The organism is Providencia sp. PROV048 (assembly GCF_033688165.1).
Lineage (GTDB): Bacteria > Pseudomonadota > Gammaproteobacteria > Enterobacterales > Enterobacteriaceae > Providencia > Providencia hangzhouensis.
Map to the genome: position 1 here is coordinate 288,008 of NZ_CP096360.1, position 16,016 is coordinate 304,023.

The window sequence follows — 16,016 nt, forward strand, 5'->3', positions numbered from 1 at the left end:
ATAGACACAGGAAGAGACTGCCTAATATAGCGACAATTTAAGGATAGCATACAGAAAAACCGCCAGAGTGTTCAACACTGGCGGCTAGAATGAAAGGTTATTTTTCGAGAGGGAAGACTAAATTCAGAACAATTGCAGTTAAACCCCCCGCAGCAATACCTGAAGAAAATAATGTTTTTAACCAGTCAGGCGCGAATTGCAAAATCAAGGGTTGCTGTGACACACCCATACCCACGGCGAGAGAAAGGGCTATAATCATGATGGCGCGGCGATTGAGTGGCTCACGAGACACGATACGTACCCCTGAAGCGGCAATGGTACCAAACATCACAATGGTTGCTCCGCCTAATACGGGCTCAGGGATTTGTTGTACAAAGCCTGCAACTGCAGGGAATAACCCTAATAACACTAACATTAAGGCAACAATGTAGCCGACATAGCGACTTGCCACCCCTGTTAATTGGATAACACCGTTGTTTTGCCCAAAGCAAGAGTTAGGGAAAGTATTAAATACCGCTGAGACCATCGAGTTCAAACCATTGGCAAGTACGCCACCTTTGATTCGTTTCATATATAAAGGGCCACGAACGGGTTGTTCTGACACATCTGAAGTGGCGGTAATATCACCTATCGTTTCTAAGGAAGTCACCATAAAAATGAGAATTAATGGGATCAACAGGTTCCAGTCGAAGGATAAGCCATAATAGAAAGGCTCAGGGATAGTAATAATTGGCTGATTGGCTTCCATTGGTTGCGCATTTGGCAACATGTCCATCCACCAAGCTGCAATATAACCAACGGCCATGGCAATAACTAAAGATGCGACACGTAAGTAAGGGTTTTTCTGCCGATTAAGTAAAATAATAACCGCTAAAACAACCCCAGCCAAAATCAGGTAATCTGGTGAACCGAAGGTATTATCGCTAATCGCACCATAACCACCACCAATGGAGGTCAAGCCGACTTGAATTAAAGATAAGCCGATGATCATGACAACGACACCAGAAACCAGTGGTGTAATGACTCGACGGGCTAGATGTAGAAAACGTGAAAGAATCACTTCGGTTAATGCGGCTACGAGTAAAGTACCAAATAAAGCTGCCATCATGGATGGGATATCAGCTCCACCTTGCTTGAGTGCAACACCTCCCATGATTAACGGTGCAACAAAGTTAAAACTGGTTCCTTGAATCGAAAGTAGGCCTGAGCCAATAGGGCCCCATGCACGAATTTGAATTAAAGAAGCAATACCGGAGGCAAATAAAGACATACTAATGATGCGTTGAGTATCGTGAGCTGGTAGTCCTAATGCCTGACAAATCAGCATCGCAGGGGTAATCACCGCAACAAACATCGCCAGAAGATGTTGCCCAGCGGCAAACAAGGCTTGGGGCAGTGGTGGGCGGTCTTCTAATTTATAGATGAGTTCGCTTTGCGTTTGTATGGTCGCTTCAGTAGTTTGTTTTTCAGACGTCGCAGTATTCATTGCCTTCATTTCTCGCCAACAAAAAACGCATTGTAATGTGTCGAAATTAAAAAGCAATCGTTTGCGCGTAAAAAATATTGATCAATGTTAAATAAGGCTGTCACATTTTTATATCTTTTAACTTGTATTTATAACAGTTTTTTTTTCTAATCCTATAACCTGCTTTTGGCGTTTTAAGGAAGAAATTAACGTCTTACTAGTTTTTGATAATTTTAACAACAGACGAGGTACGTGAATGTATCATCTCGATGTCTACGGTACACTGGTAGCTGCTACCTTAGTATTATTGCTTGGGCGTAAACTGGTAAAATCAGTCCCTTTTCTTGAAAAATATACCATCCCTGAACCTGTTGCGGGTGGGTTGTTAGTTGCTTTTAGTCTTTTATTGCTTAAACAATTATTTGACTGGAGCCTTTCTTTTGACTTATCACTGCAAGAACCTATGATGCTGGCATTCTTTGCCACTATTGGTCTTAATGCCAACCTTGCAAGTTTAAAGGCTGGTGGTAAGGCACTGTTTATATTTGTTTTTGTGGTTGTCGGCTTATTGTTAGTCCAAAATACAGTGGGGATTGCCCTTGCTGAATTATTGGGACTAGACCCTTTAATGGGGCTGTTAGCTGGCTCAATTACCTTATCTGGCGGCCATGGTACTGGTGCGGCATGGGGTAAAATTTTCACTGAAAGCTATGGTTTCCAAAGTGCAACAGAAGTTGCAATGGCGTGTGCTACATTTGGACTTGTTCTCGGTGGTTTAATCGGTGGACCTGTTGCACGTTTTCTAACGCGTAATATTCCAACGCCAGGAACGGCTGATGATGATAAAGACGTTCCAACTGCATTTGAGAAACCACAATCTGGGCGCATGATCACTTCAATGGTTTTAATTGAAACTATTGCACTGATCGCTATTTGTCTATTGGTGGGAAGTTTTATTGCAGGCGAATTAGCCGATACTCCTTTCGCATTGCCTAAGTTTGTCTGCGTACTTTTTGTTGGTGTCATTTTAAGTAACAGCTTATCACTGCTTGGTTTTTACCGAGTATTCGACCGCGCTGTTTCTGTCATGGGTAACGTGAGCCTCTCATTATTCTTAGCAATGGCACTCATGAGCTTGAAGCTGTGGGAATTAGCATCACTTGCAATCCCAATGATTATCATTCTTGCTGTACAGGCTTGTGTGATGGCGGGATATGCTATTTTTGTGACTTTCCGCGTGATGGGCAAAAACTATGACGCTGCAATCTTAGCTGCAGGTCATTGTGGATTTGGTCTTGGTGCGACACCAACAGCGATTGCGAATATGCAAGCTGTTACGGATAGATTAGGTCCATCTCACTTAGCATTCTTGGTTGTACCAATGGTTGGGGCATTCTTCATTGATATTGTTAATGCGATAGTGATTAAACTGTATCTGATGCTGCCATTATTCTCAACGATTGCTGGTTAACTTTCATTTTATAATAAATCAAGTAAAGCAGGTATTGCCGTGAAAATATTCACGGCAATTTTCATTTTAGGGAACGAATAAAAAGAAGATATAAAACTTAAGCGTGGCTGTACTGCTCTCGCTCAGGTAACCAACGCTCAATAAGTTGTTGTGCATTTTCGGGGTGATTTTGTTGAATATGGCGAGCAAGGCGTTGCACTTCTGGCAACATATATTGGTCACGCAACAAGTCTGCGACTTTAAATTCTGCATTTCCTGTTTGTCTAGTGCCTAATAATTCCCCTGGCCCGCGAATTTCGAGATCTTTTTGTGCGATAACAAAGCCATCATTGCTGTCCCGCAACACTTGTAGTCTTTGTTTAGCGGTATGGGTTAACGGTGTCTTGTACAATAAGACACAGTGAGATGCGATAGCTCCACGGCCAACTCGCCCTCTCAATTGGTGCAATTGAGCTAAACCAAGGCGCTCAGGGTTATCAATAATCATCAAACTTGCATTAGGCACATCAACACCGACTTCAATGACCGTTGTAGCCACAAGCAGTTGAATTTCATTCCTTTTAAAAGCCGCCATAATGCTTTGCTTTTCAGCAGGTTTCATTCGCCCGTGGACTAAGCCTACTTTTAATTCAGGTAGTGCCAGTGCTAGTTCTTCGCTGGTCACTTGAGCCGCTTGTGCTTCTAATAATTCAGAGTCTTCAATGAGTGTACAGACCCAATAGGCTTGGCGACCTTCTTCAATACAGGCTTGGCGAACGCGTTCAATAATATCGTTACGGCGAGTGTCCGGGATGGCGACAGTAGTGACAGGCGTACGGCCTGGAGGAAGTTCATCGATGACAGAGGTATCTAAGTCTGCATACGCTGTCATCGCCAGTGTACGTGGGATTGGCGTAGCGGTCATGATCAATTGATGAGGGTGGTACCCTTGCTGCTCACCTTTCTCACGCAGAGCGAGCCGCTGATGAACGCCAAAGCGATGTTGTTCATCAATGATAACAAGTCCCAGCGCTTTAAAGCTCACTTGCTCTTGGAAAATAGCGTGTGTTCCAACAACCATCGCAACTTCTCCACTTGCGATGGCATCTTGCTGAGCCTGACGTGCCTTACCCTTTTGTTTACCCGCAAGCCAACCTACTTTGACACCTAAAGGTTCTAACCACTGTTTGAACGTATTGGCATGTTGCTCTGCAAGAATTTCGGTGGGAGCCATCAGCGCCACTTGTTTGCCATTCTCGATGGCACAAACGGCCGCTAAGGCTGCAACGAGGGTTTTCCCTGATCCGACATCCCCTTGAATCAAACGCATCATAGGGGCGTTTTTAGCGAGGTCTGCTTCAACTTCACTAACAACACGGTTTTGTGCGTCTGTTGGTGAAAACGGTAATTGTGCAAGTAACTGAGATTTTAATTGACCACTTGCCACTAACGGTTCCGCATATAGGCGTTCATTACCTGCGCGGATAGCTAACATGCTTAGATGGTGAGCGAGTAGTTCTTCGAGGACTAGCCGCTTTTGTGCCGGATGATGGCCTTTTTCTAGCTCGCTCAGTGCCACATTCGGTGGTGGATTGTGTAATAAGCGAATAGCATCTGGTAAGCTTATCATTCCACGGCTAAGCTCTTCAGGAAGTAATTCTTTTATTTTCCCGCTATCCAGTAGCCCGAGCGCTTGTTCCATGACTTTGCGTAAAGTCGCTTGGCGAACACCTTCAGTGGTTGGATATACGGGTGTTAAATTCTCTTGCAAGCTGATATTGCTGGGGTCTTTAGACACTTTATATTCAGGGTGAATGATTTCCGGTCCTGTATTTCCTCTGCGAACTTCCCCATAGGCGGTAACCTTTCTTCCTTCTGCTAAGTTATTTTTCATTGCTGCTGAGAAATTGAAAAAACGTAAGGTGAGGTTGCCTGTTCCATCGGAAATTAAGCAAGTCATCATTCTTTTTCGGCCGAAGACGACTTTAGTTTGCAGGACTTCGCCCGTGATCGTTGCTGTCGTGCCGGGAAGAAGATCTTTTATTTGATATAAACGAGTATGGTCTTCATAGCGCAAAGGGAAATGAAGAAGAAGGTCTTGAACGGTGTTCAAACCGATTTTACGCATTTTTTCTGACTGACTTGCACCAACACCATGCAATGAGGTCAGTGAAATGGTATCAAGTAGCCCATTATTCATGTTATTTCCTTCTATTTAACCAAACTGCCGTCTTTTCATTTTTTCGGTTAATTGCATTTGTGCCCACCACGAGTCATCAGCTTCAATTTGCCCTTGGTTATTAATCAATGGCCGAGGAAGCCCCTTACGTTTAGCGACTTCAGCCAGTACAGGGTAACCGCCTTCAAATAACCAAGCTTGTTGTTCATCTGGTGAAAGTAAGCAATGTTCACGATCGTACATTCCCGCTTGTTGCCGCTGCCTTTGGGCTTCATACAGAATTAATGCAGAAGCGACGGAAACATTCAAAGATTGCACCATACCCGCCATTGGAATGATAATGTGTTTATCCGCCAGTGCGAGGGCTTGTTGTGAAATCCCTGTTTTCTCTTGCCCCATCATAATACAAGTTGGCAAAGTATAATCAATTTCACGAAAATCAACGGCATGTTCCGACAAGTTAGTCGCCAAAACCTGCATGTTTTGTGATTTTATTTGGGAAATGGCTTCTTCGGTCGATGCGTGTGAAATAATTTTAACCCAGCTATTACTCCCTGCAGCAGAAGAAACGGACAGTTTGACTTGTTGGTCAGGCCAAATAGCATGAATTTGATGGATCCCTACCGCATCCGCACTGCGTACAATGGCAGAAACATTGTGTGGTTTATGAATTTCTTCGAGGCAGAGAGTTAGGTCAGGCTGCCGCATCGCCATCATTTGGCAAATGCGGCGGTAGCGGCGTTCATTCATAGTGATTAATCAAGTATGGTCGTTAATTACGGTTTCGGCTAACACGTAGAACGTCAGGCATAATACGGATTTTTCGCATCACATTTGCCAATTGAACACGGTTTTTAGTCGTAAGGCGAATAAAGGCACAATATACACGGCCATCTTTTTCTTCTGTATTCATACTTTGAATACTTGAGTTAGCGTCATTAATAGCGGCGGTTAAATTCGCTAAAGCGCCTTGATGGTTAATCATATCCACTTTAATTTCAGCGATAAAGTCGGTGTCGGTGTCGTTGTCCCATTCAACAGCCATAAATTTATCAGGTTCTTTTTGATAACCACGAATGTTGCGGCAGGATTCATGATGAATAACGAGACCTTTACCAGGACTAATATGTGCAACAATTGGGTCACCAGGAATAGGACGACAACATTTTGCAAAGGTGATTAAAACACCATCAGCACCTTTGATAGAGAGTTTATTCCGGCTTTCAACTAACACTTGTTCTTCAGGTGTATTTTGTGGATTGTTCTGTAGGTTACGTGCGACAACCACACTCATTGCATTACCCAACCCAATTTCAGCAAGCAAATCATCGATAGAGTGCAGCTTCATGCGTGCCAATTCCGCATCAATATTGGCTTGAGGGATATCAGTGAGTTTATTTCCTGCCCCTAGCGCATGGTTGAGTAAACGGCGACCTAAATTAATAGAATCTTCACGTTTTAAATTTTTCAATAACTGGCGAATTTTGGCCCGCGCTTTTGAGCTGACAACAAAATTGAGCCATGCTGCATTTGGCCGTGCGCCCGGCGCGGTAATAATTTCGACAGTTTGGCCACTCGTAAGGGATTGCGAAAGTGGGTAAGGCTGGCGATCAACACGCGCGCCCACGCAAGCATGACCAATATCTGTATGCACCGCATAGGCAAAGTCAACAGGTGTGGCACCAGTAGGTAACTCAACAATGCGGCCTTCAGGGGTGAAAACGTAGATTTCATCTGGAAATAGATCCGATTTAACGCTTTCAATAAATTCAAACGAGCTACCTGCACTTTGTTGTAACTCAAGTAGACTTTGCATCCAACGTTGAGCTCTAACTTGTGCTGTTGTACCTTGTTCGCCTTGCTCTTTATATGCCCAATGCGCAGCAACCCCCATTTCAGCCATTTGGTCCATGTCTTCTGTGCGAATTTGCACTTCGACAGGAACACCATGTGGCCCAATCAATGAGGTATGTAGCGATTGATAGCCGTTAGCTTTAGGAATAGCAATATAGTCTTTAATACGCCCCGGACGCGGTTTGTATAAACTATGCATTTGGCCTAAAACGCGGTAGCAAGTATCCACATCTTTTACAATTACCCTAAAAGCATAGATATCCATAATGGAATGGAAACGTTGCTCTTTTTGGTGCATTTTGCGATAGATGGAATAAAGGTGTTTTTCTCTGCCACTTACGCGACAAGGAACTCCTGCCTCGGTTAGCCTACCGTCAATTTCCGAGAGAATTTTTTGGATCATCTCTTTTCGGTTACCGCGAGCAGCCTTGACGACTTCCTTAATAACACGATAACGGTTGGGATATAACGCTTCAAAACCCAGTTCTTCAAGCTCTGTTTTGATGTGGTGTATACCTAGCCTGTGGGCTAACGGGCTATATATCTCAAGGGTTTCACGTGCAATGCGCCGACGTTTATCGGGCCTAAGTGACCCCAACGTGCGCATGTTGTGAGTGCGGTCTGCCAGTTTTATCAAAATGACACGGATATCTTTTACCATCGCCATGATCATTTTGCGGAAGTTTTCTGCTTGAGCTTCTTTTTTGTCGCGAAAGTTGAGCTTGTCTAGCTTGGATACACCTTCGACGAGACCGGCGACGGTGGTACCAAACAATTCTTCTATATCTTGAAATGTCGCTGGAGTATCTTCAATCACATCATGAAGTAGCGCTGCCATTAGTGTTTCATGGTCCAAACGCATCTCAGCAAGAATACAAGCAACAGCAACTGGGTGAGTAATATAAGGCTCACCACTTGAACGGGTCTGTCCTTCATGGGCATCCCGAGCAACAACATAGGCTTTTCTTAGTAATTCAATTTGTTCTTTAGGAAGATACTTTTGAATGACTAAATTAAGGCTTTCAAACAGATACAAGGCAGACCCACCTTAGTGATTAGCGACGACCTTCAGCGATTGCAGAAACTGCTTGCATTTCAGCCGCTTCTTGCTCTTGCTGTTCTTGGCGCTCACGCACATCTAAAATGTGACCGTTGATTAAGCCTTCTTCTACTTCACGTAATGCGATAACAGTGTATTTATCATTTTCTTCAGGAACTAAAGGGTCTTTTCCACCCGTTTGTAACTGACGAGCTCTACGTGCCGCAACCAATACGAGGTCAAAGCGGTTACCAATTTTTTCTACTGCGTCTTGAACAGTTACGCGTGCCATAAATGTGCTACTCCAAAGAAATAAAAAAATGACCTGATATGATACTGAAACTATTCTCAGTCTGCTAGTAATTTGCTGATTAAAGCATCATGTCGTTGAACTTGACGCCCTAATTTTAAACGCTCAGTACGGATGATAGATTGTAAATCGCTCAGTGCGGTATTGAAATCATCATTAACAATAAGGTAATCATACTCGTTGAAATGTTCAATTTCACCTACTGCCTGTGACATACGTTTTTCAATAACTTCATCGCTGTCTTGCCCACGGCCACGCAGTCTGCGATAAAGTTCATCTTTTGATGGTGGGAGAATGAAAATACTACGCGCCTCAGGCATTTTGGCTCTTATCTGCTGCGCTCCCTGCCAATCGATATCAAGAAAAACATCAACACCACTATTTAATACATCTTCAATGATAGGTTTGGACGTCCCATAATAATTCCCAAAAACGCATGCATGCTCTAGGAATTCACCTTTGTCGACCATTTGTAAAAAATCAGTTTCAGATACAAAGAAATAGTGCTCGCCATGGACTTCTCCTGGACGTGCAGTTCGAGTTGTATGAGAAACGGAAACCTGTGTGTCATACAATGGTTGTGTTTTTAATAAAGCCTGAATCAGACTTGATTTCCCTGCTCCACTAGGGGCAGAAACAATATATAACGTGCCTTGTATCATGATGATTTCTTGAATAGTCGAGGATTAAACATAAAAGATGGTGATAAACCCGACATAGTATACACGGACTTGCATCAACATGCAGCGATATCAATAAATCATGAATTTTAATTAAATGAATTTGATTAGTAACTAAATTGTGAACGGGCTCGAGAAATTAACTTATTACTCATGAAAGCATCATTAGTTTTGCGAAGCCTTTTGCAAACAACTTCTTTTGAGGATGAAGACTTTGAGAGGTTGTTTGATGCTTAGCAACTGAGGAGAAAATGCTTTAAAAGAGTAACATCTTAATGGATTGGTAATAACAAGGAATAGTTATGATTTATATTTTGTATGGTTATTGGTTCGCGTCAGTTTATAGACTAAGTGGGTTAATTGTTGGGGTAATGGTGTGTATTAATGTTGCTCAAGCAGCGCAGCAAATTGCCGTTAATAAACCGTGTGAAAAACAAAATAGTAAAATAATAAGTCAGGAAAGTCATCGGTTAGGAAAACAATTACAACTGTGGAACCAAGCTTACCGTTTGGCGGGTAGCAGTTCCATTAGTGATGAAGCTTATGACCAGCTATTTAATTTATGGCGTTCTTTACAACGATGCCAGCAACTTCCCGAAGAATTGCCAGAAGTACTATTACCTGAAAAATCACAGCTAACTATGCATCCCATTCCTCATACAGGGTTAAAGAAACTCAATGAATTAGAAGTTTATAGCTGGATAGAAACACGTAAAAATATCTGGCTACAACCTAAAGTTGATGGTGTAGCAGTAACGTTGGTTTATAAAAATGGCAAGCTTATTTCCATGATTAGCCGAGGAAATAGTGTTGAAGGAATCGAGTGGCGGGCAAAAGCAGATTTTATTCCTGCGATACCCAAACAAATCAAATATTCAGGCATGTTAGTCCTTCAAGGCGAATTATTTTGGCGTATGAATGGACATATTCAAGCTAAAAGTGGGGGAGTAAACGCTCGTAATAAGATTGCGGGGTGGTTAATGCGAAAAAATGAGCCAACCGCCCTTGAAGAAAATATTGGTATTTTTATTTGGGCATGGCCTGCGGGGGATACTAATCCAAAAACACAGTTAACATTACTTTCTGAGATAGGTTTTCCGCTTGCTGAACAATATAGCCATAAAATTGAAAATAAGATTCAAGCTAAGCAACTAAGGGAATACTATTATCAAGGGCAATTACCATTTGCTACAGATGGTATAGTGCTTAAAAATTTTCCAGCGCCAGCAGCATCAGCCTGGCAATCAAAACAAAATAGTTGGGCGATTGCATGGAAATATCCATTACGCAGTGTGCTATCAGAGGTAACTAAGCTTCAGTTCAATATAGGAAGGACCGGGAGAATTAGTGTTGTAGCTAGCATAACCCCCATCAATATTGACTCGAAAACTATTTCAAAGGTAAATGCTGGATCATTATCATCATGGGAAAAACGAGATTTACTTGTTGGAGATAAAATACTTGTCTCTCTTTCAGGGCTAGGAAGTCCAAAGATTGAAGACGTTATTTGGCGACGAGAGGAACGCGAATATCCAGAGACATCAACCTTAAAACAGTTTCACTCACTAAGTTGTCTTACTTATACTGAAGTTTGCTCACAGCAGTTTGTCGCAAGGTTAACGTGGTTAGGTAAACAACTACGTATGCGAGGAATAAGTGAGGCTACATGGCGCCAGTGGGTAGAAAACCATAACCTAACTCGATTAACAACTTGGTTGTCAGAACAATGGCAAAGCGATTTATCGAAAGGTAAAAAACACCAAATGTTAGTAAAGCAACTGAAAATGACAAAGGATCAACCTATTTCGCTTTGGTTAAAAGGTCTCGCAATTCCACTAACTAAATTACAAGTAGGGAAAGTGACTGACATAGGTATGTTGTATGACCCATCATGGGTTAACAGTCTAAATTTGACGAAGCTGCAAAAGAAAAAATTAGCTAATTGGCTAGCGGAACCAGAAATTGAATCTATTTTACGTATATTGTCTGACATGAAAGCGATTCAGCCACCAATAGAAAGCCATCAATAGTAAATCATTAATGGCTGAAACTCTTTTATTGATTAGATTAATCTTGGTTTTCGTAATTAAAAATAGGCAAACCGAGACGATAACGAATGGCTATTAGCCTTGCACTCAAGCCAACAACGAGTGTGATAATAACCACGATATCTTTAGGTAAAGGCGTTTGTAATAGGCCAATATAGATCCAAGCGGCAGCGAAAGAAACGCCAGCATAGACTTCTTTTTGGAAAACTAAAGGGATTGTGTTACACAGCATGTCTCTTAACACACCACCAAAAACGCCAGTAATCACTGCTGCAATAGCTGCAATGATTGGGCTGTAGTGCATATCGAGTGCTATTTGGGCGCCAAGTATAGAAAACACAATTAGCCCGATAGCATCTAATATGAGGAATAATCGGCGTAAATGTTTCATCATAGGGGCTATCCAGATTGTCACAATCGCAGCGCCTGCAACAGTCAGGATATACTCAGGATGTTCCACCCAACCTAGGGGGTAATGGCCAAGTAAGATATCACGGACGGAACCACCACCAATTGCCGTCGCGGACGCAATAATAATGACGCCAAAGACATCCATTTTTCGTCTGCCAGCCGCAAGTGCTCCAGTCATGGCTTCTGCGGTGATACCAATAATATAAAGTACACTTAATAACATGGTAGTTTTGTTCGAGATTAAGGTTATTGCTAAAGGGTAATATTACTTATGAAACTTCTCGACTGAGATTTTCTAGTATTGATTAAACTAGATTAGTTAAAGTAATCCGATAGCGATATTAAATGATGTCAAAGGATAACAGATTGAATAATAAATTGCCCTATAAAGAAACACGTTTAACGCATGATGAACGAAGCCACCAACTAACGAATATTAATATCTGGACTCCAGACAGCCAGTGGTTAGCGTATGATATACGGCCGAGCGGTAGTTCTTTTACAGGTTTATCTATAGAAAAAATTCATGTAAAAACATTACAAGTCGTTGAGGTTTATCGTGCAAGTCATGGGGCTCATGTTGGAGTGGTAACGGTAAGTCCTCAACTGCCAACTCAATATGCTTTTATCCATGGCCCTGAGTACCCTGATGAACAGTGGCAATATGACTTTCACCATCGAAGAGGGGTGTATGTTAAAGAAGATCAATTAAATGTAGCTCACCCAATTGATGCAATGTGTATTACCCCTCCGTATTTAGTGGGGGCGTTGCGTGGGGGGACTCATGTCCATGTTTTTAGTCCAGACGGAAAGTGGTTGAGTTTTACCTATAATGACCATGTAATGCATGAATTAGATGTGCAATTAGACCAACGAAATGTGGCAATTGCAGTACCTATTGGGCCCGTTAATGTGAGTTCTAAAATACATTTTCGAGAATATAGTGGCGATTACTTTTGTTGTGTTGTGACGCGAACAACGCAACAGCCTAAGCCTAGCAGCGATGAGATTAGCCGTGCATATGAAGAGGGTTGGGTAGGCCAAAAAGGTTATCAAAAAGAGAATGGAGAGTGGCAAGAAAGAGCGCTGGTGTTTATTGGTGACACTCATTCTACAAATGGAGAAATTATTCCTGAGATCTATATTGTTGATCTACCTTCACAGCTTGAGGATTACATGATTGCGGGGGAATCTCCTATCCAAGGAACAGAATCAAGCATGCCTTCCCCACCAAAAGGTATACAGCAAAGGCGTTTAACTTATACACACGATAAAAAATTTCCTGGTTTAGCGAAGCAGCCACGACATTGGCTAAGAACTTCGCCAGATGGTAAATCAATCGCTTGTTTGATGAATGATGATGACGGTAATGCTCAATTGTGGTTAGTTGATACGCTGACTGGAGTGCAAAGGCAGATAACTCAGGGTTCTTCACCGGTTCAGTCTGCCTTTAGCTGGGATAGTAAAGGTGAGCACATTTGCTTTATTTGTGACAATAGTGTCGTGTATTGTCATGTCGTGAGCGGAACCATACAAAAATTAACGCAGCGTACTGAACTTGCTCCTGTTGCTGATTCCGTTGTATTTTCACCTAATGATGAATTGATTGCGTTTATGCGAGATATTGATGGATTTAGGCAAATTTATACCGTAGAAACGGGTTTAAACAGCAAATAAAATAATTATGTTACTACAGTCACGAATAAAAAAAGTATTGATAAGCTTTTTTTTATCTGTGACTGTTTTTATTTTTCTCTGATTAGCATTTAAAAAATTTAATTGTTAATTATTCATGCAATGAGTGCAAAAATACTTATAAATAGAATAGAATATTTAAGTTAAGGAGATGGATATCATAATAAGATAATAATTAAACAGATATTATATAAATGATTGGTCAGATCTTAGATTAAAAAATAATGTATTCATAAATACAGTTAATACACAATGAAATTTTAATTACAAACGTTTGATTGAGCCTGAATTACTTTTTGGTTTTATCTTTATTTTCAAGTTCTTCTATGCGTTTTTTGGGTGAGTCTGCTTTATCACCATTACCCGATTTCGCGTAATCTAAAGGAATTAAAAGAGTATCCATAACAACAGAAAAGGGTAAATCAATAGCAAGTAAAGGTTTAACAACCCAGCCGGTCTCATCATCTTTAATCATTTTAATACTGTTTTTCGAACCAGGGTAATAACCTTCTGATGGGCCTGCATGAGTCATAATACTGGAGCAACCACTCAAAATAAGAGGTGCGATAAGAAAATATAATCGTATTGAAATTAAACTCGGCATAGACATTGTTAACCTGTATTTAGTTTGTCGTCCCCAATATTTACTTATAATAACTAAAAACAAGAAATTCACAATAATGGTGTCGTATTATTATTTTATTTAATCGTATGTATTTTTTTAGTTAATAGTTTACTTGTAGCTATTAACTAAAAATGTTTGTCTTAAGTAGCTATTTCTATGAATGATAAATAACGTTAAGAAATAAAGACATACTATTTTATATTTGTTATCAGGTTGAAAATTCTAAAAAAATAGAACATTTATTCCTTCTGAACTGTGCTCTATGGCACATATTACCCTCATGCTATTTGGCATAATCGATTCAGTAGTATGTTTTATCACCTATTTGGGTGTGTTTAACGGGTAACTTGTCGTCAAAAGGATGCGGTCTATGAGTGAATTAGCTCTTACTGTAAGTTTGTTGGCGTTAGCTGCTGCTTTAGGGCTATGGATTGGAAATTGGAAGATCCGGAGTGTTGGGCTAGGGATTGGTGGTGTTCTATTTGGGGGGATCATTGTTGGACACTTCGCCCAAAGTTATGGCTTGCAACTTAATAAAGACATGCTGCATTTTATTCAAGAATTTGGCTTGATACTGTTTGTATACACGATAGGTATTCAGGTTGGGCCTGGTTTTTTCTCTTCTCTACGCGTTTCTGGGCTGAAACTAAATGGCTTTGCGTTGATGGTCGTTGTCTTAGGCGCGGTGGTAACAGCAATCATATATAAAGTCGCGAATATTCCATTACCGATTATCCTAGGTATTTTCTCAGGGGCGGTAACGAATACGCCATCTTTAGGTGCTGGTCAGCAAATTTTAACTGACTTAGGATCTGACCCTAATCTTGTTGGCCAGATGGGGATGGGCTATGCCATGGCTTACCCTATGGGGATTTGTGGCATCTTATTGGTGATGTGGTTAGTACGCATTATCTTTAGAATTTCAGTAGAGAAAGAGGCTTCTGCATTTAATAGTTCTACTTTTCAACAGCGCGACTCTCTGCAGACTATGAATATTGCCATTCGTAACGCCAATCTTGATGGCTTAATGATGCAAGACATCCCACTGCTTGGTAGTGAAGCTATTGTTTGCTCAAGATTAAAACGTGGGGACATGCTGGTTGTTCCTCAGCCTACCACAGAAATTCATTTAGGTGACTTATTGCACGTTGTTGGTTTAAAAGATGATTTAAATAGAGTTCGTTTAATATTAGGTGAGGAAGTTGACGTATCCTTGTCGACATCAAGCTCTATTTTGCATTCCGTTCGTGTGGTGGTGACGAATGATGCTGTACTAAGTAAAAGGCTGAAAGACTTAAACTTAAAACAAAAATATGATGTTGTTGTGACACGATTAAACCGTACTGGTATTGATTTAGTTGCTAATAACAATTCGGTTTTACAATTTGGTGATATTTTAAATATTGTTGGACGTCCTGAGTCAATCGAAGCCGTCACCGCTTTGTTAGGTAATGCGAAACAGAAACTACAGCAAGTTCAAATGTTACCTGTATTCCTCGGGATAGGGCTTGGAGTTGTGCTGGGGTCAATACCCGTTTTTGTTCCTGGTTTTCCTGCCGCACTGAAACTAGGATTAGCGGGAGGGCCACTGGTTGTTGCTCTAATTCTCGGTCGTATAGGGACTATAGGGCGTTTATATTGGTTTATGCCTCCGAGTGCAAACTTAGCGCTGAGAGAACTGGGAATCGTCATGTTCCTCGCTGTTGTTGGGCTCAATTCTGGTGGTGGCTTCATTGATACTTTAATTAAAGGTGATGGGCTAACGTGGATTGGTTATGGGCTATTGATTACGTTTGTACCACTATTTATTACAGGTGTTGTAGCTCGAATTTTTGGCAAAATGAACTATTTGAGCCTTTGTGGGGTGCTAGCGGGCTCTATGACTGACCCTCCTGCACTGGCTTTTGCAAATAATATTCATGCGGCCAGCGGTGCTCCGGCATTGTCTTATGCAACGGTTTATCCATTAGCGATGTTTTTAAGAATTATTTCTCCACAATTGCTGGCTATTTTATTTTGGGCGGTTTAGCTAGATGTGATTGTTAAACCGATGAATAGCAGAAATTCTATTGAAATTTCTAAAATTATAGCTTTTTCAATATGATATTTGGATTTTGATGTTTGATGTATAAGGCAGTAATGAAAGGTATCACGATATATAGGGGCAAAAAGTGCTTTTGTTTAAGCAATAACCAAATAGAAAAGATGTTCTAATAGTTTTGAATGATATTCGTATTGAAAAATTAATTTGATTTCAATT

12 protein-coding genes are annotated in these 16,016 nt (G+C 41.1%); 4 read left to right on the forward strand and 8 right to left on the reverse strand.

The features are described 5' to 3' along the window. Window positions 1–97: 97 nt before the first annotated feature. Complete coding sequence (locus M1F26_RS01285; RefSeq protein ID WP_140171995.1) at window positions 98–1,486, reverse strand: uracil-xanthine permease family protein; 1,389 nt, start codon at window positions 1,484–1,486, stop codon at window positions 98–100. A gap of 235 nt (window positions 1,487–1,721) precedes the next feature. Here M1F26_RS01285 and gltS point away from each other — a divergent pair, with 235 nt between their 5' ends. Continuing rightward, window positions 1,722–2,936, forward strand: coding sequence for a sodium/glutamate symporter (gene gltS, locus M1F26_RS01290; protein ID WP_140171996.1), 1,215 nt, complete (start codon window positions 1,722–1,724; stop codon window positions 2,934–2,936). A 97-nt stretch (window positions 2,937–3,033) separates the two neighbouring features. On the opposite strand, the gene recG is transcribed toward gltS, so the two are convergent. From recG to gmk, 5 genes are read right to left on the reverse strand one after another with little or no spacing between them, the layout of a single operon-like run. After that, window positions 3,034–5,115, reverse strand: coding sequence for an ATP-dependent DNA helicase RecG (gene recG, locus M1F26_RS01295; RefSeq protein WP_140171997.1), 2,082 nt, complete (start codon window positions 5,113–5,115; stop codon window positions 3,034–3,036). Window positions 5,116–5,130: 15 nt separating this feature from the next. Further along, window positions 5,131–5,844, reverse strand: a complete 714-nt coding sequence (trmH, locus tag M1F26_RS01300) for a tRNA (guanosine(18)-2'-O)-methyltransferase TrmH (RefSeq protein ID WP_140171998.1) — start codon at window positions 5,842–5,844, stop codon at window positions 5,131–5,133. 22 nt (window positions 5,845–5,866) lie between these two features. After that, the gene (gene spoT / locus M1F26_RS01305; protein ID WP_004262666.1) at window positions 5,867–7,984 is read right to left on the reverse strand and encodes a bifunctional GTP diphosphokinase/guanosine-3',5'-bis pyrophosphate 3'-pyrophosphohydrolase; all 2,118 of its coding nucleotides are present in this window, start codon (window positions 7,982–7,984) and stop codon (window positions 5,867–5,869) included. Between the two features lie 19 nt (window positions 7,985–8,003). Beyond that, entirely contained in the window at window positions 8,004–8,279 is a 276-nt protein-coding gene (gene rpoZ, locus M1F26_RS01310; RefSeq protein WP_004262665.1) for a DNA-directed RNA polymerase subunit omega, read from the reverse strand. A gap of 56 nt (window positions 8,280–8,335) precedes the next feature. Next, entirely contained in the window at window positions 8,336–8,959 is a 624-nt protein-coding gene (gene gmk / locus M1F26_RS01315) for a guanylate kinase (protein ID WP_004262662.1), read from the reverse strand. A 320-nt stretch (window positions 8,960–9,279) separates the two neighbouring features. Here gmk and ligB point away from each other — a divergent pair, with 320 nt between their 5' ends. Continuing rightward, window positions 9,280–11,007 carry an NAD-dependent DNA ligase LigB gene (ligB, locus tag M1F26_RS01320; protein WP_140171999.1) on the forward strand — a complete coding sequence of 576 codons (1,728 nt, stop codon included), beginning with the start codon at window positions 9,280–9,282 and terminating at the stop codon, window positions 11,005–11,007. A 37-nt stretch (window positions 11,008–11,044) separates the two neighbouring features. Here ligB and M1F26_RS01325 read toward each other — a convergent pair whose 3' ends face one another. Then, window positions 11,045–11,659, reverse strand: a complete 615-nt coding sequence (locus M1F26_RS01325) for a trimeric intracellular cation channel family protein (RefSeq protein WP_004262660.1) — start codon at window positions 11,657–11,659, stop codon at window positions 11,045–11,047. Between the two features lie 122 nt (window positions 11,660–11,781). Here M1F26_RS01325 and M1F26_RS01330 point away from each other — a divergent pair, with 122 nt between their 5' ends. Further along, window positions 11,782–13,113, forward strand: coding sequence for a DUF3748 domain-containing protein (locus M1F26_RS01330; RefSeq protein ID WP_180359509.1), 1,332 nt, complete (start codon window positions 11,782–11,784; stop codon window positions 13,111–13,113). A gap of 307 nt (window positions 13,114–13,420) precedes the next feature. On the opposite strand, the gene M1F26_RS01335 is transcribed toward M1F26_RS01330, so the two are convergent. Continuing rightward, the gene (locus tag M1F26_RS01335) at window positions 13,421–13,741 is read right to left on the reverse strand and encodes a YceK/YidQ family lipoprotein (RefSeq protein ID WP_227528879.1); all 321 of its coding nucleotides are present in this window, start codon (window positions 13,739–13,741) and stop codon (window positions 13,421–13,423) included. Between the two features lie 385 nt (window positions 13,742–14,126). Here M1F26_RS01335 and M1F26_RS01340 point away from each other — a divergent pair, with 385 nt between their 5' ends. Further along, entirely contained in the window at window positions 14,127–15,785 is a 1,659-nt protein-coding gene (locus tag M1F26_RS01340; RefSeq protein WP_136134095.1) for a putative transporter, read from the forward strand. Window positions 15,786–16,016: the final 231 nt, after the last annotated feature.